This window comes from Bacteroidia bacterium, assembly GCA_037045145.1.
In the GTDB taxonomy this organism is placed as follows: domain Bacteria; phylum Bacteroidota; class Bacteroidia; order AKYH767-A; family OLB10; genus OLB10.
Window position 1 is genome coordinate 1,348,585 of the sequence record JBAOIA010000011.1, and the last position, 25,178, is coordinate 1,373,762.

Genomic DNA, 25,178 nt, shown 5'->3' on the forward strand with positions numbered 1-25,178 from the left:
AGATTTATCTGTATTCCGAGATTTTTAGTCTATACGGTGTGTCATTGAAAAACAGTGTTACATTATAGACACCGGAAGGATGTCCATCTGCAATAGCGCTAAACGGAATACTGTAGCTGCCTTTTGTTTGCATTCCTGCATCTATATTTTTCAATATTCTACCGGTCATGTCAGTAATTAGAATTACAACAGTGCCATCAGTTGGAATTGAGTAATTAATTTTTGTACTACCTCTATATGGATTTGGTGCAGCATTCAAGATGACATTTTTCAGATCACCAATCATGGCAGTTTTTATAAAACTGTATTCAAACTTACCATCATAATCTACTTGCTTTAATCTGTAGTAGTAAAGTATACCTTCTTTAACATTTTTATCTTCGAAACTGTAGTTACTTACCTGATTAGTTGTTCCATGACCATCAACCCATGTGACATTGTCGAAGTTGCTGCCATCAATGCTCCTCTCTAAATAGAACCCGGCATTATTTTTCTCACTGGCTGTTGACCATGTCAGGAAAATACTTTGTTTTCCAGCTGTCGCTTCGAATGAAAGTAGTTCTACAGGTAAGGGAGATACTACGCCTTGTGCTGTACCCACTAATATACTTTGTCCGCTTGCAAAACTCAATCCTACACCATTTCTCAAAACTGCAGTTACAGGTGGAGTTACACATCCACCACTTATAACGGGTGGAATAATCCAACCTGTACCATTTGGATTGATACCTACACCATAATTGGTTTTTGCATTTGTATAGGAGCGATTGTAAAGTGTTATGTTAGCTTCACCGCTGGCTGTATTGGCAGGTGTTAGGGTCCAATAACCATTATTCAACATTGTATCATTGTAGTTCATTAAGCATGGTGCATCTAAGCCTAGTCCCCAAATGTCTGTTGAATAATTAGAGAATGAAGCTTGAATACTTCCTAGTGCAGGGGTTATTCCATTATACAGATCTAAAGTCAATCGCTGATATCCTTTACCTGCATTTCCAACAGGAAAATCATATACTCTTGGAGCACTCACTTGGGGCACATTGCGTCTGAGAAAGCCTTCAACATATGAAGCGCTTGAGCCCGCATTAACTGCCGATGATGCATCATTCATTACAAATACTTCGTGGCTGGCTGTTGTTTGAATTCTAGAGGAGAGTAAACTTAAGCTTCCTGTAGGTCCAATTTTCATATCAGCAATTAGTACCACAGTACTACCTGCTTTGTTTACAATAACATTTGTGAGGGTATCATTATTATTTATGTTTTGTGTTCCTAATCCATTCAACACAAGGTTTCCATTATTACCCATATTAAATTGCCCGGCAGAATTTGATAAACTTCCTTTCAAGATAACAGTTTTATTAATGGCATCAAATCTTGAGCTAGGGCCAATTAAGGCCAAACTACCCTGCATTTCTATATTTTGAAGCAAGTCAACTTTTCCTCCGGTTTTACTAATAGTGATATGGGAGAACCTGTTTGGCGAAATAAGATTACCGTTTAAGGTCTGATCAATACTTCCGTTGTTAAACAAGAAACCAGATCCTGTTGCAATATTCAATTCTCCATTATTCTGTACATTACCACAGATAGTTAGGAATTGGTTGTTATCCATGATTAACGTTCCACCCGGTTCGAGTTTAAGATCTTTACATGAAGCACCTGCTGTTCCAATATAGGGCTGATTAGCTCCTGAAAGCGGAATGATAGCATTTACTGTACAACTTGGAATATTACATCCACCCCAGTTAGCAGCTGTAAACCAGTCGTTGCTTTCTGCGCCTGTCCAATAGGCCGTGGTGCCACCTGCCGTATAATCTACCGGTGCCGAAGCGGGGAAGTTGAGTGTAAACCCTGAAATACTGTTGGAATAGTTACTTACTACCAATAAATAAACATCTCCTGCAGCTGCACTGATTCTTGAGTTGTATGCACCATTAAATCCCGGATAGGCTGCAGGTGCAGTACCGTTTGAATTGCTGTTAAGTCCTGTTAATCCTAATGCACTATAGTTACAACGTAATGGAGCTGCACCACCGGCAATTCCGGCACATGAAGTAGCCCCGGTGCCAGCAATTTTCCATATAGCAAAGTCATAGTCTGTACAGGCAGTACTCGGAGCACCTACCCAATCATTAGGAATAATATTGAATTCAAGATTTCCTGCACTGGCAATATTTATCTGATACCATGCTGAACCTCGTTCAGCAGTGGATAAGCAGTTTGATCCTGCCCCTGGAAAATCACAATTGTTACCAAAAAGTTGAAATCCCGGATCTCCAACCTGTGTGTTTTGATTACAAACAATAATCGGTGAGCCACAATCCTGTCCTTCAATCTCCGGTAAAGAAGTCCCGCCATTAACGGCTATAATACTAAATGTTCCTGTTAAATAACCTTCTCCATCAACGACAACATAATATGTGTTGCCCGGTGTGAGTCCTGTTAAACTTAGTTGTGACATGGTAGTTGGTGTTGGCCAGGTTCCACCACAACCCGGTGCATTTAAATTACAGGCTATAAAAGTCATTCCTGATCCACAAACCCCTGAGTAGGCTGCCATTTGTGTTCTTCTTAAAGTGCCCGGACTAGTTCTAACAGTGACATTACCTGATGCAGGAGCTATAAAACTATACCAGACAGAATTTACCGCATTCGGTGAAGTCCAGCATCCCGGTGCTGCCGGTTCTCCACTGCCATCAGCACAATTGCTATTGCCTGTATAATAAAGACCTAATTCCATACTTTGTGCATTGCAAGGTAAGTCATTATATACCGAGCTTACATTAGCTATGCTTATGGTATAGTCAACATTTTCAGGATTTGCCCAGGTGTCAACAATTATATAGTAAGTTCCTGCTGAAGGCAAGGTTACCGTGCCAGATAAAAACCCACTGGTGGCTTGTCCTAAAGAGGCAACGCACGATGTGCCTGGCGCATCCGGACATCCGTTATATACCTGATAGCCTATATAATTTGTGCTGGCAGAAGAAAGAGTTATAGAGATGCAACGGGCAGAAGCAGTGGTGTAACTGTAAACTTTATCCTCGCCCGATTCATAATTTGTGCCGCAGGAAGAAACACTTGAGCTGTTATAATCATCACCAAAGCAGGCTGTAGTTTCATTATAGCGTTTAAATGGCAATGAGGTAATTACTAATGGACTTGCACAAGTACGGCCAACAACGGAAGTTGATGGCGCGGAAATGGAAAGGTCAAAAGCAAAACAAGATGAACGTGAATCTATTAACAAGTAATAAGTCGTTCCTGCTGTAACTGTTGCACATAATGTTTTATCATCATTGCCTGTTTGTGCCCCAATACAGTTAGCTGTAGATGGTCCACATGGGCTTGCCACAGGGCAACCGTCATAAAGAAACATCCCATTTCTGGTAGCAGTTGTTTTCAATCTAATAGAAATATCACCTGATGTTGTTGGTGTAAATATATATACATTGTCCTCGTCACCTTTATAGTTTGTAGCTCCACAAGTGGGCGTATTACCATCGGTTAGGTTATTTCCATTTCCACAGGTTGATTGTTGTGTTGCCACATAAGGCAATGATGCAACATTAATTACACCTCCACCTAAATTGCAAGATGGTGTTGTTGGAGCGGTAATACTAAAGTTTGTGAATGCAAAACATCCGGTAGAGGATCTGCAATCCATAACTACGTAGTATGTTGTTCCTGCTGTTAGACAAACAGTAATACTTTTATTACCGTTACCTTGTTGGGTACTTACGCAGTTGGCCCCATTGCCTGTTAATGGACAAGCATCAAACACAGAAAGAATGGTGTTGTTAGCGCCTGAGTTATAAGAAACTGTTATTTGTCCAGATGTTGCAGGAGTAAATGACCATACTCTGTCTTCTCCATCATAGTAGTTTGCAGTTCCGCAAGCGGTAAGTCTAATACTGTTAACATCATTAACTTGACCACAGGTAGTTCCCGATGCCATATTATAAGGCAATGATGCAATAGCGGTATATCCTGTTCCTAAGCCAGCAGGACAGCTGTAGCTGAAATCATAGCGATAAGCTAATGTGCCAAGTCCGTTACGGTTGTTACAGGTTGCCCTTGTCGTTAAAACACGATAAGTTCCTGTTGTAACACAAGTCCATTCGAGATAGGAAGCTTGTCCACAAAAGTCATTATTATATGCACCCGGTATGGCTGCTCCTGCATTGGTGTTTATGGTAATCTCTGTATTGTAAGATGTGCTACCTCCATCTGCCGCACAAAAGGAGAAAATGTATTTGTATCCTGCAGTAGCCGGAAAGGTTAAAAACTCCCTACCGTCAACAGCAATAGTCTGCCAGTTGATGCTCGGAGTAATGGAACCGGCATTACTACCGCCACTACATTGTGATTTCACTTCTGAAACACCGAATGAAAACAGGACGAATAAAATCGTTATATGTTTTAGTGTAGTTTTCATATTTATTGATTTATGGATTTACTGTATAATATTTCTTCTTTTGCATTACATGCCTGCTCTGCCAACTGAAAAGATGCTTGTTTCTTTTCCATAATCATAAACTGCATTTTATCCATCAGGTCATAAAAAGAATCGGTTGCATTTTCAGGCATGCGCACCATCAATAAATGCTGGCTTTCGCAAAAACCATGAAATTCCAAGCCTTTTATTTGTTTTAAACTTTGTTTGAAATCAGGCAGTTGCTTAACTAAGTCTAATTGTGGCACTGCAAATACAAAGTCTTTGAGCTTCTGTGGTGAAACATTCTCCTGACAAAATGCACTCTTCGACAGCAGAAGAATCATGATAATGTAAACAAGTTTTTTCATATTAAATTGAATTTAACAGTGCTTATATACGCCCAAGTGCTCCAAAAGGTTATAGTTAGGTCAGCATGATTACTTTTGTAAGAAGTGTAATGTTTTAGGATTAAAGTGGACCGTTTTATAATCATTTAAGCAATTTGCCTTGTAGTTTGATATTTATTACAGAAATTAGCAGCAAATTATTTTTAAAACTTGAGCAACACAGGTAAAAAAATTTATTTTATAAGTGACTTTCACCTCGGAGCACCAACAAGTGAAGAGAGTTTAATCAGAGAGCGCAAAATCTGTCAATGGTTAGAAACAATTAAGGCTGATGTTTCAATACTTTTTATACTTGGAGATGTATTTGATTTTTGGTTTGAATACCGCCACGTTGTGCCAAAAGGATATGTAAGAATTTTAGGAAAATTAGCAGAAATAGCCGACAAAGGAATACCAATCTATCTGTTTACAGGTAATCACGATATGTGGATGTTTGATTATTTACCAAAAGAATTGGGCATTAAACTTTATCGTCAGCCGGAAGAATTTAATTTTGATAACAGAAAATTTTTAATAGGACATGGTGATGGTTTGGGCCCTGGTGATCATGGGTATAAATTCATTAAAAAAGTATTTGCTAATAAATTTTGTCAATGGTTGTTCGCCCGTCTCCACCCTAATTTTGGAATTTCATTAGCTAACTTCTGGAGTCGTAAGAGCAGACAACATACCGGTCATCATGATGCAAAATATTTAGGTGACGATAAAGAATATTTGGTTCAGTATATTATTGAAACTGAAAAAACAAAGCATTTTGATTATTACATTTTTGGCCATAGGCACCTGCCCATAGATAAACAGATTGAGAGTAGCCACTATATTAATTTAGGTGACTGGCTTTCTTATTTTACTTATGCAGAATGGGATGGAAGTAAACTTTCATTAAAGAAATTTGAAGCATAAGTGTTTTTTATGAAAAAGTTTAATGCTTTAAAATTTGGTGCATGGTTCTTTTTGGCTATTTCAATTCTTGCAATTAGTGTATCATTTCGTTATTTGAAGTATGTATCAACGGGAGGCGATTGGTTAACAATAGTGTATTTGGCTGCAACTTTACTTAGTCATTTTTCAGCCTTGTCATTTTTGATTTATGGTTTTCTGTTTGTTCCTGTAGCGTTACTTTTTAAGAATAAGCAAGTTTTAATTGGGTACGCTACCACTATTGGATCAATTTCCTTGTTAGTACTCATTTTAGACACTTTTGTCTATGACCTTTATCGTTTTCATATCAATGGGTTTGTTTTGGATATGGTTTTTGGAGGAGCTTTTTCCGAAATCTTTGTTTTTGATTTATTAATTTATTTGAAGGTTGCTTTTTTTGTGGTTCTATTAACCGGTATTATTTATCTTATTGCACGAATTATCTGGAACTTGTTTGAAGGCGATAAATTGAAAGGTGGAAAACAAATTGCCTGTTTATTATTAGCGCTGTTAATTGGCAGCCATCTACTTCATGCCTGGGCATATGCAACTTCTTATCGCTCAATTCAACAATCATCACTTTATTTCCCATTGTATTTTCCACTGCGTGCCAACAAACTTCTAAGCACACTTGGTGTTGCAGAGAACAATCAAAAACATGATTGGGAAAAATTGCAAGGTGGGCAAGATAAGGCAATTCAATATCCTTTAAAACCACTAACCTTCGATACGGTAACTAAGTATCCTAATATATTATTTGTTTTAATGGATGCCTGGCAGTTTGAAACTTTTAGTAAAGAAATAACTCCTAATATTTATCGTTTCTCACAAGGTAAAATCTTATTTAACCGACACTATAGTGGAAGTAATGGTACACGTGGCGGAATTTTTTCAATGTTTTATGGCATACCATCATTATATTGGGAAGATTTTCTGATTAACAGAATTAGCCCAGTGTTTTTGGATGAATTGCAGAAAAGAAATTATGAAATGAAGATTTTTGCCAGTGCAGCTTTGGTAAGTCCTGAATTTGATAAGACTGTTTTTTCTAAAATCAACAACTTGCGTACACACACAACTGGAAAAAATTTTACAGAACGTGATGAAAATATAACTAAAGAATTTATTCAGTGGATGAGTACATCTACTTCTCAAAAACCATTTTTCGGTTTTTTGTTTTATGACTCGCCACACAATTATAATCTGCCATACTGGTTGCCTCATCCTTTTAAACCCTATTGGGAAAATGTGGATCATACGGTATTGAACAATGATTTTAATCCGGTTCCATTTTACAATAGTTATAAAAACACTGTTTGGTTTTGTGATTCTTTGATACAACAAGTGTTATCTAAACTTGAAGAGAAGAAATTGTTGGAGAATACAATTGTGGTAATTACATCTGATCATGGTCAGGAGTTTAATGAAAATAAGAAAAACTATTGGGGTCATACCAGTAACTTTTCCAAATATCAACTTCAGGTTCCTTGTATAATTTCATGGCCCGGAAAAGCGGCTGAAGTGATTAACCGGTTCACATCTCATTATGATTTAGTGCCTACATTAATGCAAGATATATTGAAATGCAGAAATCCATTATCTGATTATTCTTTCGGCAAAAATCTATTTGACACAACAAGTCAACGAGTATTTGTTGCAGGAAGTAAGGAGCATTTTGCGTTTATTGACTTACAAAAAAATCTGATTAATACAGTGAATTTTAATGGTTCCATGACCGTTACGGATATGCATTTAGATGAATTGGACACTAAGCCTGATGCCAAGATGCTTAATGATTGTGTTTTGGACTTGCAGCGTTACTATAAACCACATTAACGCTGCCATGCTGGTTGAAAAAATATTTCTGCCAGCATACAACGTACACTGCCACCACCAATTTTTTCAATTGTGCCAATTTCAGTATGCAGAATGTCGGAATGTTTTTCAATGGTTTTTATTTGTTCGGCAGTAAAGGAATTAAAAGCAGTATTTGACATGGCAAGCAAAGGTCTGCTTGTTGTAGTTTGAAGTTGCAAAGCATTACCACAAAAAGAATGTACTTGTTTTGGTGAAATAAGTACAGGTTCTAATTTATTAGCTTCAAAATATTCAAATAGAGCTGTCCGCTCTGATTTTGACTTCAGATTGTTGATTGCTGCTATAGCAAAGCCATTTCCAATGCACATGCAAACATTAGTGTGGTAAACAGGCTTGTCGTTTTCATCAGCGTAATTCAGAAAGGTTGTTTTATAGCCTAACTTTTTGTTGATATTATTGGACAACTCAGATGTTGTTCTCTCTGAAATTGAAGCAAAACAAATTTTGTTTTTATGATCAAACACCAAGCTGCCTGTTCCCTCTAAAAATTTATTTTCGTTTTCGAAGGGAGACAAATCAATGATTTCTTTAATTTGAAATGTGTTCTTTATATAGTTAATTAATCTATCGCTTTTTTCTTTTCTTCTATTTGCAGCAAGCATTGGATATAGCACAATAATGTTATTGTTATGTGTACTAAACCAATTGTTTGGAAACACAGCATCTGGTGAGGCATTGTCGCAGTTCTCATAGGCGTAAATCACATTGACGTTGTTGTCAATTAACTTTTCCAATAATGAGCGACTTTCCTTTTCAGCTTCAAGTTGTATTTCCCGACTGCTTAAATGGATATTTTGTTGTTGAAAGGCATTGTCTCTGCTTGTTTCTATGTTAAAACCAAAGGAAGTTGGCCTTATCATAAGAACAGTTGATGCAAAGGGCATGTTGTTTATTTTTTGCCAACCAATGCTGTCAGTTCAGCAAGGCGTGTGCTGTATCCCATTTCATTATCATACCAGCCTACAACTTTAACCATTTTTCCAAGTACAGAAGTTAACATTGAATCAAAAATACATGAATGTGTATTGCCAATAATGTCAACAGAAACAATTGGGTCGGTGGTGTATTCAATAATGCCTTTCATACTTCCTTGCGAAGCTTCTAGGAATTTTTGATTTATGGCTTCAACAGTGGCATCTTTTTTAAGAATGCAAGTGATGTCTGTTATGGAACCATCAATAACAGGTACTCTGATACCTGCACCACCAATCATACCTTTAAGGTCAGGAAAAATCTCAGTCACAGCCTTAGCAGCACCGGTTGTTGTGGGAATAATAGATTGTGCTGCAGCGCGTGCCCTTCTTAAATCTTTATGTGGAGCATCGTGTATGTTTTGATCTCCTGTATAAGCATGTACTGTAGTAATGTAAGCACTTTCTACACCCCAGTTGTCCTGAAGTATTTTAATCATTGGCGCGGCATTGTTTGTAGTACAACTTGCATTGGAAATTATTTTCTCATTCCCGTCTAGAATATTTTCATTTACACCCAGCACAACAGATTTTAAATTTCCTGACCCGGGTGCTGATATTATTACCTTGCGTGCTCCTGCTTTAATATGTGCTTCTGCTAATTCTGCTTTGGTAAAACGACCTGTAGATTCAATTACAACATCAACCTGAAGTTCTTTCCAGGGTAACATGGCAGGATCTTTTTCTGCATAAACAGGGATTGTTTGATTGTTGATGATGATGGCTTTTTCTGCTGAAGAAACTGTTCCGTCAAACTTGCCATGAATACTATCGTATTTAAATAAATGAGCCAATGTTTTTGGATCTGTTAAATCATTGATACCAACAACAATTAAGTTTTTATTCAGAAGAAATTTTTTTAATACTGTTCGGCCAATTCTTCCAAAGCCATTAATTGCAACACGTGTCATAATTTATTTTAATTAAACATCAAAAGTCAAATGTTTTTCTGCATGATAGCTGGAACGTACCAACGGACCGCTTTCAACATATTTAAAACCCATATCAAGGCCAATTTGTTTGTATTCTTTGAAAACAGCAGGGTTAACAAACTCTGCTATTGGTAAATGTTCTTTGGTAGGTTGAAGATATTGACCTAAGGTTAAAATATGAACTCCATTTTGGTATAAGTCATTCATTGTTTCCAAAACCTCTTCACGTGTTTCACCTAAACCTAACATCACGCCAGATTTCGTTCTTAGTCCAAAAGCATTGATACGTTTCAAAGCCTCAAGGCTTCTGTCATATTTTGCCTGAACACGTACTTCTTTTGTAAGCCTTCTTACTGTCTCCAAATTGTGCGACATGATTTCAGGTTTTTCTTGCATTACACGCTCCAGGTTTTCCCATTTTCCTGCAAAATCCGGAACCAAGGTTTCCATTGTAGTACCTTGCGAAATTTCTCTGACCTTTCTAATGGTTTCGGCCCAAATCTCAGAGCCGCCATCTTTTAAATCATCACGATCAACGCTGGTAATGACACAATGTTTTACTTTCATTAGTTTAACTGACTCTGCAATTCGTTGCGGTTCCGTTTTATCAACAGCTAAAGGTTTTCCCGTTGCAACAGCACAAAATTTGCAAGAACGCGTACAGATGTTTCCAAGAATCATAAAGGTTGCTGTGCCTGCTCCCCAACATTCACCCATATTAGGACAATTTCCACTTTCACATATAGTGTGTAGTTTGTTGTTGTCAACAATGCCTCTAACTTTTCTGTACTCTTCGCCAATAGGTAGTTTTACTTTTAACCATTCCGGCTTCTTATATAAACGCTCTTTAGCTTGTTCTTCCATAATGCAAAACTAAACAAATCATTGGCTGCGATAGTTTGAACATGATTAACTTTAATGCGTAATTATCATTTGAGGAAATAAAAAATCCCGCTAAATGCGGGATTTTTTATTAGTGTGGAGAAGATGGGACTCGAACCCACGACCTCTTGCATGCCATGCAAGCGCTCTAGCCAACTGAGCTACATCCCCTGATAATTGATGTTGGTTGAATGGGCTGCAAAGAAATAAAAAAATAAAATTACCGTGTGTGATGATAGAAAAAAAAAGAGGCTGTCCTTTTGAGCCAGCCTCTTTTTTAAACTTTAAAGAGTTTATTTAGCAATAACCATCTTTTTAACCAATTGACGGTCGTTGTGCTTTAATACATAGAAATAAACACCACTTGCCAGATTTTCTGCGTTTACGGTAACATTGTAAGTGCCTGCAGAAAGATTAGAGTTAACAGGTGTCATTAGAACTTTACCTGTAACATCAACAATGTCAAGTTGTGTGCTTCCGTTGTCAGATAAGTTGAATGTTATTACAGAATAATCACTAAATGGATTTGGTGTATTCTGAATCATATCAAACGCATTGTTCAAATCTGTCAAACCGGTTGTACATAATGTAATCGGGCTTTTAACTTCCAAACAAACATCATCTATTGCCCAACCTTCATCACGAACGCTGAAGTCAGAGTTAAATCTCCATCTGAAGATAACTTGTTGAGGTCCTGCATTAGTTAAACAAATATCATGTCCTGCCTGACCCCAGCCACCGCTGTTGCCTGACCAGCCCGGATGTACAGGAGGAACAGGTCCTAATGCTGTGATGTTATAAGTATTCATCCAGTTTGGGTCATGATCATCACCTAACTGATTCCATGTAGCGCCCAGGTTTGTTGAATATTCAAATGTTCCACCATCTTCATTTCTTTCTGTCTTGAAACTGTGCCAGAAATTGATGTTATATGTTAATCCACCTGTTAAAGTAAATACAGGTGAATACAATGCAGAAGTGTCACGATTTGGATATTGACCTGCAAGACTTGTAAACCATGAATTTACAGGACTATGATTACCACCTAACTTAACAGAAGTTCCTAAATCCCAGCTGGAATTTGTTGAATAAGAGGTTGCATTTAATGTTACCCAACGGTAGCCACTTTCAAAATCATAACACTTTGAAGTTGCACCGGCACCAACAGTAGCAGAGTCAAACACCTGAACAGAATAGCAAATGGTATCACCAATTGGTTTTAAGTCGGCCGATTGATTTGGATAATAAGTAGAAACACACACATTGTGGAAACCTGGAGAGGCAATCCATCCGTTAACATAAGTATAATTTATGTTGGTGTTTGGATTTAATGGAGTTGCTAAGGTAACGGTATCGTTAGAGATAATATTTCCATCAACTCTTAATGTAGTTACAAAGTTGTTTACAGCAGAAGTACCATCATTGTAAATCTTTGATTTAAATGGCATACTCTGTCCAGGGAAGATAAATGGAGGGCCTGGATTTGCAGTTGAAACAGCAACAGGAGTAACTGTTAATGGAACAGGAACTGTTAAACAGAAATCGTCTATCGAATAACCATTTGTCTGAACAGAGCCATCTGAATTAAAGATATAACGGAACTGAACCATTGGCTGGTTGTTGAATATCGGATCAAGTTTACGCATACTGCGTATCCATCCTGTTGGTAAAGCACACAAAGCATTACCTTGTGTCCAAGCATATTGCTGACTTGAATTTAGTTGGTTGTCATTATACCAGTTGAACTGACCCATAGTAATTGTATCACATGGTGTACCTAAAATTGTCCAGGCACCATTACCAATGCGGTATTCCATACGGGCACCATCCCAATTGCTTTCTGATGCTACATTTTGCCAAAAGCTAAGGGTAGCATCAACTGCATTAGTTAAATCAAATATTGGAGTATAAAGTTGAGAGTTGGCATTTGCACCATAAACACTGTTGAGGTTAATATCCCAACAGTTTACACCACTGTAAGCAGAGTTAGTAGTACCAAAAGTAGGAGTTCCAAACTGCCAGTCAGAGCCCGGAGTGGTACTCAAATTTTGTGTTGACCAGCCAATGTTTCCATTTTCAAAATCATCACAATAGGAATTGTTAAAGTCAACAGCTATCACCGGTACACCAACGGCATTACCCACTAAGGTATCATTGGCTGAATTACAGTCACCGGACAGGTCTGTCCAGGCTGTTATTGTATATTGCCCACCCGGTGTGGTGTATGTAGTCGGTATAATAAATGTAGCATTGCCATTAGGAGCAAGATTGCCGTTCCATGTATAAGGAGGTAATACAGGTGTTCCGTTAATTGCATAGGTAACATTTAAGCTTGTCAATGCTGCTGTTCCATAGTTATGTATTGTAACCTGAACAGAATCTGGGGTGCCTTGCATCAAGGTGTTACCTAATGATGCATTATATGAAACCACAGCTGTTACACCTGCATCAGGCGAACATGGAATAGAAACACAGAAGTTGTCAAGAGATACGCCCACACCTCCTGTTCCAAAAGTAGTTGCATAGAAAACAAAACGGAATCGAATTGTTGTTGGAGCAGTTACAAGTAGATTATTCAGGAAGTAAGTTGATTTTTTCCAGCCGCTTGAACTGTTATTAAATGCAGGTTTCTGAGTAAAGTCAAGGTTTGCTGTAGTGTACCAGTTTGAGGCATTTGGATCTCCCATAGTACCTAAAATACTCCAGTTTGTACCATCAATTGTATATTCTACCCAAAAACCATCTGTATTTGCAGTACTGTAATTACTGAAGAAAGACATAGTCAGGTTACTGTTTGACAAACCTGTAATATCATAAATAGGTGTAAATAAAGTATCAATTTCATTTTGTACATATCCGGTATTAAGATTGATATCCCATGCATTTACTCCTGAATAGGCGCCTGTAGTTGCACCAAAAGCCGGTGTTCCTAATTGCCATTCATTGGAGCCACCTGTAGGTGTTGATAGCCAACCTACGTTACCACTCTCAAAGTCATCGCAAGAAGTTAATGTGAGAACAGGAATACCGGTGCTGCTCATACAAGTAGTATCGTTATATGGTAGTCCATCATTTGGTAAGGATGTATAAGCGCAAATGGTAAATGGCCCTGATGGAATAGGTAAACAAGGTGTAATGGTGAATACTGTTGAGCCACCAGGAGCAAGGTTGCCTGTCCATGTTGCTGTTTGTGTTACACCGGTACTTGTTGTGTAGGTAACCGGGGTTGAAGTAATTGGCTGACTGCCAAAGTTGGTAATAGTAACTTCTACAGGAATACACAGTCCGGCAGGTGCCTGAACAGGTGGTTGTGATATAATTTGCACACCTGCATCTTGTGGTGGTGGAACGAATATACACACATCATCAATTGCAAATCCGTCTAATTGCACTGATGCATCAGAATTAAATACAAATCGGAATATCACACTGGTCTGATTATCCAGAATACTCAATTTATGCATTGCTTTAAACCAGCCAGCAGTACCGGAAATAACCTGACTTGACCCTGTCCATGCATAAGTTTGACTTGAGTTTAATTGATTATCATTATACCAGTTAAGACAAGTAGGGAAAGAGCAGATATTAGTACCAAGTACTGACCATGTAATGCCATTGTCTGTTGTATATTCTAACCTGGCACCATCCCATGCATTTTCACAATTTGAATTAATCCAAAACTCAATTTGCGCATTAAATACACCTAAGAATGAGAATGTAGGTGAATATAAATAAGAAAGACAACTGCTAGTATATTGTTGGTCTAAACCAACCTCCCAAATATTTGGCGCAGAATGTGCAGAGCCCGGCCAAATTGTCGATTGTCCTCTTTGCCAAGGTGTTGAACCTGCTGTGCCAACCGAGTCTGTCCATAAGTTTTGCAAATCGAAATTGTCACAGAAGGGGAAGGTAATACCTTGAGAAGCTACAAAAGTTATACAGCCGGAGGTTGGAAATACAGCCGAATTGGCACATCCGGATGCATCAACGCCTGTTATAGAATAACAAATTGTGTCACCATCATTAACAGCCGGAATGACTCCTGAGTAATCATTATTACCCATGTCAGTCATTGGTACACTTACGGGAGTTCCATTATTTATTGTATATGTTAAAGTAGCGCTCAATATACCCGAAGCATCGGTTATGTGTGAGTTGATAGTATAAGGTCCAAGGTTATATACAGTTCCCTGTGGGTAGCCACTATTAAATGCTATAACAGGAGGATCCAACTCACAAACAGCAGCCTGAATACAGATATCATCAATAAACCATCCCGGATAACCACCGGCACCACCACCATTTACATCGGAAAGTCTAAAACGTAATCTGAAATCAGATACACCACCCCATTGAGAGAGGTTAAAACGCGCCAGGTGCCACATGCTGTTAGTAGGTACAGTTGCCGGCACTCCCGGATCCCAATCTAAAGTTGTTGCAGACGAGAAGTATCCTTGACCAACATAAGCAGGATAGTCAACCAATGTAGAGTCAAACTCTGCAGGTGTAAGAGTAGTCCAAGTTAGCCCACCGTCAATTGATACTTCTGGATTGGCCCAGTCAAAAAAGTCAATCCGGCAAATGTGCTGGAAGGTTACACTTACAAAGAAGAAACCGCTTAAGTCTATAGGACCGGTTTCAAGAATAGCATCGGTACCATTTAGTACCTGTGCAGAATCACAGGCTACACCCGACACACTAATGCGTGTGTTTTGAACCCATGCATTTGCGGGAGTTGATGTAACCGAGTCAATTGTTTCCATGTCTTCAGAGAAATAACAGTTCGATTGGGCAAAGCCTACCAAACTTGCTAATCCAAGACTTAGTGTTGTAAACAGTCTTTTCATTACTTTTTGATTTTAAGGAATTTTTGAGATTTTATACGATTCAAAAGTATAAAAATAGAATTACATGCAAATTGACTTTTTGTAATTTTTTCAAATTAGTGTAATATTTTGTAAAATCAATATTAATTTGTTTCTTTACGGTTTAATTAATTCCGGGATGAAGCGACCAGATGATAATTTTATTTGGAAAGACTTGAGCTATCTTCAGGAGTTAGGGTTATGCATAATCCTGATTGCTATTTTCATCTACTTTTTAGTCAGCAACTATAACGGCTGATTCCTCAAGTTTATTTTTTCTTTGACAACAAGACGTCATTTTGATGTTTAAGTTTATTTTTGTGAAAATTTTCATATGAACATTCACGAATATCAGGGTAAATCCATTTTAAAATCTTTTGGTGTAGCCATTCAGGAAGGAATTGTAGCTGAAACAGCCGAACAGGCAGTAGCTGCAGCTAAAGAACTTCAAAATCAAACAGGAACAAATTTTTGGGTAGTCAAAGCGCAAATACATGCAGGTGGCCGTGGCAAGGGTGGAGGCGTAAAGCTTGCCAAATCAATTGATGAGGTAAAAGAAAAAGCCAATTCAATTATTGGTATGCAGTTGGTAACGCCACAAACCGGTCCACAGGGTAAAAAAGTTCATAAGGTGTTGATTGCACAGGATGTTTATTATCCGGGCGAGTCAAAAACAGCTGAGTTTTATATGAGTGTTTTATTAAATCGTCAGGCCGGTAAAAACATCATCATGTATTCCACAGAAGGAGGTATGGATATTGAAGAGGTGGCAGCAAAAACTCCCGAAAAAATTTTTAAAGAAGAAATTGATCCTTCCATAGGGCTGCAACCTTTTCAAGTAAGAAAAATTGCATTCAACCTTGGCTTGAGTGGTAATGCCTATAAAGAAATGGTAAAGTTTGTGAGCGCTCTGTACAGAGCTTATGAAAGTTGCGATGCATCGCTGTTTGAAATTAATCCGGTTTTAAAAACCTCTGACAATAAAATTATTGCTGTTGACGCCAAAGTTAATCTTGATGAAAATGCTTTGTTCCGACATGCCGACTATGCTGCCATGCGCGATAAGTCAGAAGAAGACCCAACAGAAGTTGAGGCCAGCGAACATGATTTGAATTATGTGAAGTTAGAAGGTAACGTGGGGTGCATGGTCAATGGTGCAGGTCTTGCCATGGCAACTATGGATATCATAAAATTAGCAGGTGGCGAACCGGCCAACTTCCTGGATATTGGCGGAACGGCCAATGCAGCTCGTGTTGAACAGGCATTTCGCATAATTCTAAAAGACCCAAATGTAAAAGCTATATTGATAAATATTTTTGGTGGTATTGTCAGATGCGACAGAGTTGCTCAGGGAATTGTTGACGCTTATAATAATATAGGGCAGATTCCTGTTCCCATTATTGTTCGTTTGCAGGGTACTAATGCCGAAGAAGCAAAAAAGATAATAGATCAGTCAGGACTAAAAGTATTCTCTGCAATTTTATTAAAAGAAGCTGCACAGTTAGTAAAAGAAAAGCTTGGATAAGTAAATATGAAAGCCCTTTCAACCAAACATAATTTTTTGGGTATTGAAGATGAAAAGTATTACAACTACGCATCTTCAAAATATGTGATTCAGCAAGTGCCTTATGAATACACAAGCTCCTATCTGGCAGGCTCCAAAAATGGACCTTCTGCAATAGTAAAAGCTTCGCAGTATGTTGAATTATATGACGAAGAGTTAGATGCAGAAACTTATAAAACGTGTGGTATAGCAACACTAAAAGCACTTGATTTTAAAAATAAAACCAATAAAAAGGCCGTTGACTATATTGAGAAGGAAACGCTTGCCTTGCTTAACGACAATAAGTTTGTGGTTTCTCTCGGTGCCGAACACACTGTTACTTTAGGATTTGTGAAAGCACATATTCAAAAATTTAAAAACGTTTCAGTGCTTCAGATAGATGCTCATAGTGATTTGCGTGAATCTTATCACAACAACATTTATTCTCATGCCAGTGTCTTGAAAAGAATCTATGATTTGGGTTTAAACATTGTTCAGGCTGGTATCAGAGCGCAGTGTATTGAAGAAGCACAGTTGATAAAGAAGTCAAAGCGACTGCATACTTATTATGCACATCAAATCAGAAAAGATGTTAAATGGATTGATAAAGCTGTTAAAGATTTAAGCGAAAACGTTTATGTGACTATTGATGCAGATGGTTTTGATCCATCTGTAATACCTGCTGTTGGAACTGCAGAACCGAATGGTTTATTTTGGAATGAAACTTTAGAGTTACTTAAGAAAACAGCGTCAGAGAAAAACATTATAGGCTTTGATATTGTTGAATGTGCACCCATTAAGGGAAACATTTTGTCTGAATATACATTAGCAAAACTTGCTTACAGAATAATAGGCTATATAGAGGCTGCAAGGAGAGAGTAGATTATTAAAACTATAGTGTATGGAGAACAGGGAAATATCAAACAAAGGTTCTGCCACATTATTTCAGAACAGATTACTTGAAAGACTGACACGTACAACTTTTTATTTTCCGGTGGTTTTATATTTAGTCATTGGAATGGTAACCTCCGTCTATTGCTATTTCAGTCTGAGTATTCATATTTTAACAATAATAGGGTTATTTGTTACAGGCGTATTTATATTCACGTTGGTAGAATATCTGATTCACCGTTTTGTTTTTCATTTCAAAGCAAATACTCCAAGGCAACATGAGCTGAAATATAAAATTCATGGTGTGCATCATCACTATCCTAAAGATAAAGACCGCTTAGCTATGCCACCGTTAATGTCGCTTACACTGGCAGCGTTGTTTTTTTTGTTGTACAAATGGTTGTTTGGAAATTATGGTATCGCATTATTTTCAGGATTTGTCAGTGGATATTCAATCTATCTTATCATTCATTATGCAGTGCATCGTTACAGGCAGCCGCATAATTTCTTAAGCATACTATGGAAGCATCATAGCCTCCATCACTACCGTTCTGATAGCTCTGCTTTCAGTGTTTCAAACCCTATGTGGGATTATATTTTTGGAACAATGCCCGATAAAAAGAGTATTCAGAAAGGGGATAAAGAAAAACTTCCTGATTATTCCTCTTGACCGCAGTAAAGCAAATCAATAGTTGAAAGTTTTTAAATACAATTGCTAATAAAAAATTAATCTAATTTCAAGACGGCCATAAATGCACTTTGTGGTATCTCAACACTGCCTACCTGACGCATACGTTTTTTTCCTTCTTTCTGTTTTTCCAGAAGTTTTCGTTTACGCGAAATATCACCACCATAGCATTTGGCAGTTACATCTTTGCGAATGGCTTTCACCGTTTCGCGGGCAATTATTTTAGCACCTATACTTGCCTGAATAATAATTTCGAATTGCTGGCGTGTAATCAGCTCCTTTAATTTTTCGCAAATCTTTTTACCAAATGTATAAGAATGATCGCGGTGGATAAGAGCAGACAGTGCGTCAACAGGTTCTCCGTTAAGCCTGATGTCGAGTTTCACCAAGTCACTTGTTTTATATCCAATAGGATGGTAGTCGAACGAAGCATACCCTTTGGAAACAGATTTTAGTTTATCATAAAAATCAAAAACAATCTCTGCCAATGGCATTTCAAAAATTAGCTCCACACGATCGGTAGTCAGGTAATTTTGACCAATAATGACACCACGTTTATTAATGCAGAGTGTCATGATGGCGCCAATATATTCTGCTTTGGTAATAATCTGCGCTTTTATATATGGCTCTTCAATGTGATCCATTTTACTGGGATCGGGAAAATCACTCGGGTTGTGTATTTCATACACATCGCCATTGGTAAGATAAGATACGTACGAAACGTTTGGCACGGTTGTTATCACCGTCATATTAAACTCGCGTTCCAATCTTTCCTGAATGATTTCCATGTGTAGCATTCCTAAAAATCCACATCTGAAACCAAAGCCAAGTGCCGCTGACGATTCGGGCTCAAACACCAACGAAGCATCATTAAGTTGCAGTTTTTCCATTGAGGAGCGTAGCTCTTCATAGTCTTCTGTATCCACAGGATATATTCCGGCAAATACCATGGGCTTTACATCTTCAAATCCTGAAATGGCTTCTGTACATGGGTTTTCTAAAGTAGTAATGGTGTCACCCACTTTTACTTCTTTGGCATCTTTTATTCCTGTAATGATATAGCCAACATTGCCTGTTCCAATTGTTTTTGCCGGTATCTTATCAAGTTTCAGAATACCTATTTCTTCTGCAATATAATTACTGTTTGTAGCAACAAATTTTACTTTATCGCCCGATTTCATTTCGCCTTCAACAACTTTAAAGTAAGCAATAATGCCGCGAAACGAATTAAAAACAGAGTCAAAAATTAATGCTTTAAGAGGGGCTTTTGGATTACCTTTTGGTGCAGGAATACGATGAACAATCTCACTTAAAATATCATGAACGCCCATACCTGTTTTTCCACTGGCAGCCATTATCTCTTCGCGTCTGCAACCCAACAAATCTACTATCTGGTCTTTCACCAACTCGGGCTCTGCGCTTGGAAGGTCAATTTTATTTAAAACCGGAATAATAGTCAGGTCATGTTCAAGTGCCAGATAAAGATTGCTGATAGTTTGTGCCTGAATACCCTGTGCAGCATCAACAATTAACAATGCACCCTCGCAGGCGGCAATACTTCTTGATACTTCATACGAAAAGTCAACGTGGCCGGGTGTGTCTATCAGATTAAATACATATTTTTTTCCATCTAAAGTATAGTCCATTTGAATGGCATGACTCTTTATGGTAATGCCCCGTTCGCGTTCCAGATCCATATCATCAAGCACTTGTGCCTGCATCTGTTGCTTGCTTACAGTATTGGTATATTCAAGCAGACGGTCTGCAAGAGTGCTTTTGCCATGATCAATATGGGCAATGATGCAAAAATTTCTGATATTTTCCATTGGGCGGCAAAAATAGCTTTTTTAAGCCTTCATACAATGGTTTTTTTAAGTTGGAAAGACAGAATTTTACAATTGAAAGATGCTTCTATTTTCAGACTTTTGCCTGAATATTAAATATTGCTATTTCACATTTAAAATCAGAAAAATTATGGAAGAACTTCAATATCCGATTGGAAAATTTCAATTACCCGAAAATATTACAGATGCACAGTTTGAAAACTGGAAAAATGATATTGAAAGCTTACCTGCCAAGGTGCAACAACTGACGGATGGTTTTAAAGCAAATCAATGGTCGCAAACCTACAGACCCGATGGTTGGACAGCATTACAGGTGGTGCATCATTTAGCAGATAGCCACATGAATTGCTTTATCCGTTTTAAATGGGCATTGACTGAAGATAATCCTACTATAAAAGCTTATAATGAAAAGGCATGGGCAAACCTTCCTGATGTGATGCAGTCCGCCCCGATAATTTCTATTCAGATCCTTCATGCATTGCATCAAAGATGGTCGAGCCTTATCTGCAACATGACAGAAAAAGATTTTGCCAAAACATTTTATCATCCGGTGCAACAAAAAACACATAGCTTGAAAGGTGCAGTTGGGCTTTATGCATGGCATGGAAATCATCATCTGGCACACTTAAAAATTATTGCTGATAAATAATTTGATAATGGCTGATTACAGATGTTTTTTGTTTTTTATTTGACACTTCAATTTTTACCTGACGTATGATTTTTGATTTTGGTTTGTATTTATGATACAAAAACTTATTTCTTTTTTCATTCTTTTAATGATAGTAATATTGTTGAATTTTTGTACTACGCAACAAAAACAAATACTTCCATTACTTTCGTCTTATGCCGGTTTAAATGATACAGTGAAATATGTAGGAAAAGAAACCTGCAGATCGTGCCATGCCGATATTTATAATTCATTTATGCAAACAGGCATGGGTAAATCATTTGATGTTGCCTCCAGGCAAAAAACATCTGCAAAATTTAATCATGAAGTTATTTTCGATAAGCATAAAAATTTCTATTACCTTCCATACTGGCATAACGATTCACTGAACTTACTTGAATTCAGACTTGAAAATGGCGATACCATCTATAAACATAATGAAGTAATCAATTTTATTATTGGTTCGGGTCAACATACAAATTCACATATTGTCAGCACCAATGGTTATTTGAATCAGGCACCTGCAACTTTTTATACACAGAAGGGCGAGTGGCATTTGCCGCCAGGTTTTGAAGATGGCAATAACACACGGTTTTCGCGCATCATTGGTTTGGAGTGTATGAGTTGTCATAACAGCTATCCTGATTTTGTTTTGGGTTCAGAAAATAAATACAAGAAAATAGAAAACGGCATCAATTGCGAACGCTGTCATGGCCCGGGCGAATATCATGTGCTGCAAAAGCAGGCCGGTATTTTGGTTGATACCGCTAAAGCAATAGATTTTTCTATAGTGAATCCCGCTAAATTGTCTATTGACCTGCAGTTTGATGTTTGCATGCGTTGTCATTTGCAAGGCAATGCAGTGTTGAACAACAACAAGTCGTTTTTTGATTTTAAGCCGGGCATGAAACTAAGTGATGTGATGAATGTTTTTGTTCCGGTTTATGAGGGTAATGGTAATGCACATATCATGGCATCACATGCCGAAAGACTTAAACAAAGCAGATGCTATATAGAAACTGCAACCGGGAGTCATGCTAATCATCAGTCGGCAGAGTTAAGACCGGGAAAGAATGCATTAACATGTATAACCTGCCACAATCCGCATGTCAGTGTTCGACAAACAGATGACAACCATTTCAATGCAGTATGCAAAAACTGTCATCATACAGAGAATAGTTTATGTACAGAGAAATTGACCGTTAGAGCAAAATCAAAAGATAACTGCATTAGTTGCCACATGACATTTTCCGGCACATCAGATATTCCACACGTAAGCATTCACGACCATAAAATTAGTATCCCGTCAAAAGATATCAAGAAGAGTGAGTCTAAAGTGTTTAAAGGAATTTATTGTGTCAACAATCCTGCTGCCGACAAGCAGAGCAGGGGAAGAGCTTTTATAGCTTATTTTGAGCGGTATGGTTATGATTCCAGTGTGCTCGATTCTGCACTGAACTGTTTTTCTGATGCAGGAAATGTTTCTCTCAAGGAAAACTTTAATGAGTTGGTTCAGATATATTTTCTGAAAAATGATTTTTCAAAAGTTGTTTCACTTACTTCGGCAATGCCAGACGTGTTGAAATTACTGAACAATAAATCGTATTCAAATACACATGCATGGACTGCATATCGGATTGGAGCATCTTTTCAGGCAATGGGAGATATTAAAGCAGCATTGGCTTTTTATAATCGGGCGGCAGAGTTGGCACCATATCATCTGGATATTTTGAATAAATATGCTACTGCACTTTCTATTTCAGGTAATGTTAAAGAGGCACAAAAAATATATGAGTTTATTTTAAAAGAATATCCAAAACATGTTTCGGCTCTAACGAATCTTGGATTTATTTTTCTCTCCGAAAAGAATGATCCTCAACAGGCATTGACTTATTATAGCAGTGCATTGGCGCTCAATCCGGATTATGAGCCAGCTTTAATGAATATGGCAGGGTTAATGCATTTTTTGAATAGAAATGATGAGGCTATTAAATTTGTGCAGCGTATCTTAAAAATCAATCCCAAGAGTAAGGAGGCGATGCAATTATTAAACCGGTTGAAATCAACATAAATGAAAAAAATACTTTTTTTAATTTTAACTTTACTGCTACTGATAGGTGCTGTAACTGCATATATTTTATATCAGAAGATATTTTCTCCCAATGTAAAGCTTAAAGACAATAAGACTTATTTATATATCAGAACAGGAAGTAATTTTAATCAGGTGGTTTCTAGCCTGTCAGAACAACATATTTTAATCAATACAGAATCTTTCACGTGGCTTGCAAAAAAAATGAACTATACAGAACGCATAATACCCGGCCGCTATGAGATTACTGACAATATGAACAACAGGCAGTTGTTGCAGTTGCTGCGCTCAGGAAAACAGGTTCCCATAAAGCTCACTTTCAATAATATCAGAACCAAGGCAGATCTCGCAAGTCGTATTTGCAAACAAATTGAAGCAGACAGCGCACAAATTGCAGCTATGCTCAATGATAGCCTTCTGTTAAAAGAAGAAGCACTGAATAGTGAAAATGTTTTATGCCTGTTTATACCCAACACGTATGAAATGTATTGGAATACTTCAGCAATAGTTTTTTTTAATAGAATGAAAAAGGAGTATGATAATTTTTGGACAAATGCTCGCAGACAGAAAGCACATCAACAAGAGCTGACTCCTGTGCAGGTTAGCATATTGGCCTCTATTGTGCAGTCAGAGACAAAGCAAGATGCCGAGAAACCACGTGTGGCAGGAGTTTATCTGAACAGACTCAGGCAAAGCTGGAAGCTTGAAGCAGACCCTACGTTGGTTTATGCCATTGGTGATTTTTCGATTAAACGCGTGCTGAATGAATATAAAACCATTGATTCGCCTTACAACACTTATAAATATTTCGGACTGCCACCAGGGCCAATTTGCTTACCGGATATTTCAAGTATTGATGCAGTTCTCAATGCAGAGAATCATCAGTTTATGTATTTCTGTGCTCGCGAAGATATGAGTGGCTTTCATGCATTTGCAAAAGACTATAATACGCACTTGCTCAATGCCAAACGCTATCAGGCAGAACTAAACAGACGTAACATTAAAAAATAATTCACCATAAAACGGTATTTTTACGCCATTAAAATGAGAAAAGGGTTTTTGATTGTTGTTGCAGTACTTTTTATTACTGCTGATGTTTCTGCCGATCAGGTGGCTGCACTTCTTCGTGTAAAACGTAGTGAGCAGCCCGACAGTCTTGGATTTAATTTAGTTGAACAGCTTTCCAAAATAACTTATCAGCTCATTCAACAAAATAAAATCAAATTGTGGGATTCGCCATCTAAAGAAATTCAAATTACCGCAGCATCATTACAGGAGATAGAACAAGTATCATCAACTTCTTTTAAAGAGCAAGAGGTTATTTATATTTATGAAAGTTGGACTGAAGCTAAACGCGAAATTCAAACCAAAACAATTGGAATAAGTTTTTCAAATCGCGACAGCCGCAATCAGGAAGTGTCCTATGGCTATGTTGACTATGCCGATTTAGTCCGCTTTTTAAATGACAAGCCTGCAGAGGTAAATGCTAATGGAAACTTTGGGGAAACACCTGCATTTTATCTCACCACAAAAAAATTCAATTTCAGTTTAGTACAGTTTAATAACAAAGTAATTCAAAGCGCAGACGAGTCTCAAAAAACATTGAAAGGTTTTATGGGAAGATCACGCTTTGCTGTTCCGCAGTCGGGTTTTAGTGTTGAAGAGTCTAAGAATATAGTCTATGTGGTTGACAGAAAACCCGGTGGTGACACATTGCTATCAGGTAATAGCGACAGTTTTTATAGTGCAGTAGAAAATTACTTATTGTCAAATAAAGAAGAGTTTTTTAATCTTGGTGGTGATAAAGTACAGAATTTTGTTAGTGGAAAGCAAAGCCTGAGAGTCACTGCTATTGAGGTAAATGAAGTGTGGAAGAAAAACAAAGGACAGATTTCTTACGAGCCAAAGAGTATTCGTTTTTATGTAAACGATTCTGCATTAAACATTATTACACTTGCTGAAATGACTATGATGGAGTTAGAAATAAATGGTCAGAAATTAGTGCTCACCTTGCTCGATAAGAAATTCAATTTCACAATAACAAAAATAAATTCACAGGAAATTGCCTTGCGACAGGCCTTTATTTATCTAAAAGCACTTCGCGAGTATCACTGGAATCAACTCACGGAATTTGTAAAATATTATTGAACATTAAAAAA

Annotated in this window: 16 protein-coding genes and 1 tRNA gene; 9 read left to right on the plus strand and 8 right to left on the minus strand. The window is 37.6% G+C overall.

Going from position 1 to position 25,178, the window contains the following annotated elements; genetic code table 11:
* Window positions 1-4: 4 nt before the first annotated feature.
* Window positions 5-4,441, minus strand: coding sequence for a hypothetical protein (locus V9G42_06885; GenBank protein MEI2759146.1), 4,437 nt, complete (start codon window positions 4,439-4,441; stop codon window positions 5-7).
* Window positions 4,442-4,443: 2 nt separating this feature from the next.
* Window positions 4,444-4,809: a hypothetical protein gene (locus V9G42_06890; protein MEI2759147.1), complete on the minus strand. Its 366-nt coding sequence runs from the start codon at window positions 4,807-4,809 to the stop codon at window positions 4,444-4,446.
* A 189-nt stretch (window positions 4,810-4,998) separates the two neighbouring features.
* Between V9G42_06890 and V9G42_06895 the strand changes: the two genes are divergently transcribed.
* Both V9G42_06895 and V9G42_06900 read left to right on the plus strand, forming a co-directional pair.
* Window positions 4,999-5,751 carry a UDP-2,3-diacylglucosamine diphosphatase gene (locus V9G42_06895; protein ID MEI2759148.1) on the plus strand — a complete coding sequence of 251 codons (753 nt, stop codon included), beginning with the start codon at window positions 4,999-5,001 and terminating at the stop codon, window positions 5,749-5,751.
* Window positions 5,752-5,760: 9 nt separating this feature from the next.
* Complete coding sequence (locus V9G42_06900; protein MEI2759149.1) at window positions 5,761-7,605, plus strand: DUF3413 domain-containing protein; 1,845 nt, start codon at window positions 5,761-5,763, stop codon at window positions 7,603-7,605.
* On the opposite strand, the gene V9G42_06905 is transcribed toward V9G42_06900, so the two are convergent.
* The 5 genes from V9G42_06905 to V9G42_06925 form a co-directional block, all read right to left on the minus strand.
* Window positions 7,602-8,507, minus strand: coding sequence for an arginine deiminase-related protein (locus tag V9G42_06905; protein ID MEI2759150.1), 906 nt, complete (start codon window positions 8,505-8,507; stop codon window positions 7,602-7,604). The genes V9G42_06900 and V9G42_06905 overlap by 4 nt on opposite strands.
* A gap of 29 nt (window positions 8,508-8,536) precedes the next feature.
* Window positions 8,537-9,529 (minus strand): type I glyceraldehyde-3-phosphate dehydrogenase, encoded by a 993-nt coding sequence (gene gap, locus V9G42_06910; protein MEI2759151.1) that lies wholly within the window; start codon window positions 9,527-9,529, stop codon window positions 8,537-8,539.
* A 12-nt stretch (window positions 9,530-9,541) separates the two neighbouring features.
* The gene (lipA, locus tag V9G42_06915) at window positions 9,542-10,414 is read right to left on the minus strand and encodes a lipoyl synthase (protein ID MEI2759152.1); all 873 of its coding nucleotides are present in this window, start codon (window positions 10,412-10,414) and stop codon (window positions 9,542-9,544) included.
* A 115-nt stretch (window positions 10,415-10,529) separates the two neighbouring features.
* Window positions 10,530-10,603: transfer RNA gene (locus V9G42_06920), tRNA-Ala, on the minus strand.
* 122 nt (window positions 10,604-10,725) lie between these two features.
* Window positions 10,726-15,279: a T9SS type A sorting domain-containing protein gene (locus tag V9G42_06925; protein MEI2759153.1), complete on the minus strand. Its 4,554-nt coding sequence runs from the start codon at window positions 15,277-15,279 to the stop codon at window positions 10,726-10,728.
* A gap of 352 nt (window positions 15,280-15,631) precedes the next feature.
* On the opposite strand from V9G42_06925, the gene sucC reads away from it, so the two are divergent.
* The 3 genes from sucC to V9G42_06940 are packed head-to-tail and all read left to right on the plus strand — an operon-like array spanning window position 15,632 to window position 18,401.
* Entirely contained in the window at window positions 15,632-16,822 is a 1,191-nt protein-coding gene (gene sucC, locus V9G42_06930) for an ADP-forming succinate--CoA ligase subunit beta (protein MEI2759154.1), read from the plus strand.
* Between the two features lie 6 nt (window positions 16,823-16,828).
* Window positions 16,829-17,722 carry an agmatinase gene (gene speB, locus V9G42_06935; protein MEI2759155.1) on the plus strand — a complete coding sequence of 298 codons (894 nt, stop codon included), beginning with the start codon at window positions 16,829-16,831 and terminating at the stop codon, window positions 17,720-17,722.
* Between the two features lie 19 nt (window positions 17,723-17,741).
* Complete coding sequence (locus V9G42_06940) at window positions 17,742-18,401, plus strand: sterol desaturase family protein (GenBank protein MEI2759156.1); 660 nt, start codon at window positions 17,742-17,744, stop codon at window positions 18,399-18,401.
* Between the two features lie 56 nt (window positions 18,402-18,457).
* On the opposite strand, the gene lepA is transcribed toward V9G42_06940, so the two are convergent.
* Window positions 18,458-20,245 carry a translation elongation factor 4 gene (gene lepA / locus V9G42_06945; GenBank protein MEI2759157.1) on the minus strand — a complete coding sequence of 596 codons (1,788 nt, stop codon included), beginning with the start codon at window positions 20,243-20,245 and terminating at the stop codon, window positions 18,458-18,460.
* A 148-nt stretch (window positions 20,246-20,393) separates the two neighbouring features.
* Between lepA and V9G42_06950 the strand changes: the two genes are divergently transcribed.
* The 4 genes from V9G42_06950 to V9G42_06965 all read left to right on the plus strand — a co-directional run bounded on the left by V9G42_06950 (window position 20,394) and on the right by V9G42_06965 (window position 25,167).
* A complete protein-coding gene (locus V9G42_06950; protein MEI2759158.1) occupies window positions 20,394-20,912 on the plus strand; it encodes a putative metal-dependent hydrolase in 519 nt (172 codons plus the stop codon).
* A 127-nt stretch (window positions 20,913-21,039) separates the two neighbouring features.
* A complete protein-coding gene (locus tag V9G42_06955) occupies window positions 21,040-23,001 on the plus strand; it encodes a tetratricopeptide repeat protein (protein MEI2759159.1) in 1,962 nt (653 codons plus the stop codon).
* On the plus strand, window positions 23,002-24,030 hold the full coding sequence (mltG, locus tag V9G42_06960) for an endolytic transglycosylase MltG (GenBank protein ID MEI2759160.1): 1,029 nt from the start codon (window positions 23,002-23,004) through the stop codon (window positions 24,028-24,030).
* A 33-nt stretch (window positions 24,031-24,063) separates the two neighbouring features.
* Window positions 24,064-25,167 carry a hypothetical protein gene (locus tag V9G42_06965; protein MEI2759161.1) on the plus strand — a complete coding sequence of 368 codons (1,104 nt, stop codon included), beginning with the start codon at window positions 24,064-24,066 and terminating at the stop codon, window positions 25,165-25,167.
* The last annotated feature ends 11 nt before the right edge of the window (window positions 25,168-25,178 follow it).

What these genes read in the sequence shown, in the direction of transcription:
- V9G42_06905 (MEI2759150.1), bottom strand. Translation starts at nt 8,507, where the DNA reads ATGATAAGGCCAACTTCCTTTGGTTTTAACATAGAAACAAGCAGAGAC.
- V9G42_06925 (MEI2759153.1), bottom strand. Translation starts at nt 15,279, where the DNA reads ATGAAAAGACTGTTTACAACACTAAGTCTTGGATTAGCAAGTTTGGTA.
- lipA (MEI2759152.1), bottom strand. Translation starts at nt 10,414, where the DNA reads ATGGAAGAACAAGCTAAAGAGCGTTTATATAAGAAGCCGGAATGGTTA.
- speB (MEI2759155.1), top strand. Translation starts at nt 16,829, where the DNA reads ATGAAAGCCCTTTCAACCAAACATAATTTTTTGGGTATTGAAGATGAA.
- gap (MEI2759151.1), bottom strand. Translation starts at nt 9,529, where the DNA reads ATGACACGTGTTGCAATTAATGGCTTTGGAAGAATTGGCCGAACAGTA.
- V9G42_06900 (MEI2759149.1), top strand. Translation starts at nt 5,761, where the DNA reads ATGAAAAAGTTTAATGCTTTAAAATTTGGTGCATGGTTCTTTTTGGCT.
- lepA (MEI2759157.1), bottom strand. Translation starts at nt 20,245, where the DNA reads ATGGAAAATATCAGAAATTTTTGCATCATTGCCCATATTGATCATGGC.
- V9G42_06940 (MEI2759156.1), top strand. Translation starts at nt 17,742, where the DNA reads ATGGAGAACAGGGAAATATCAAACAAAGGTTCTGCCACATTATTTCAG.
- V9G42_06950 (MEI2759158.1), top strand. Translation starts at nt 20,394, where the DNA reads ATGGAAGAACTTCAATATCCGATTGGAAAATTTCAATTACCCGAAAAT.
- V9G42_06890 (MEI2759147.1), bottom strand. Translation starts at nt 4,809, where the DNA reads ATGAAAAAACTTGTTTACATTATCATGATTCTTCTGCTGTCGAAGAGT.
- V9G42_06965 (MEI2759161.1), top strand. Translation starts at nt 24,064, where the DNA reads ATGAGAAAAGGGTTTTTGATTGTTGTTGCAGTACTTTTTATTACTGCT.
- V9G42_06955 (MEI2759159.1), top strand. Translation starts at nt 21,040, where the DNA reads ATGATAGTAATATTGTTGAATTTTTGTACTACGCAACAAAAACAAATA.
- V9G42_06885 (MEI2759146.1), bottom strand. Translation starts at nt 4,441, where the DNA reads ATGAAAACTACACTAAAACATATAACGATTTTATTCGTCCTGTTTTCA.
- mltG (MEI2759160.1), top strand. Translation starts at nt 23,002, where the DNA reads ATGAAAAAAATACTTTTTTTAATTTTAACTTTACTGCTACTGATAGGT.
- sucC (MEI2759154.1), top strand. Translation starts at nt 15,632, where the DNA reads ATGAACATTCACGAATATCAGGGTAAATCCATTTTAAAATCTTTTGGT.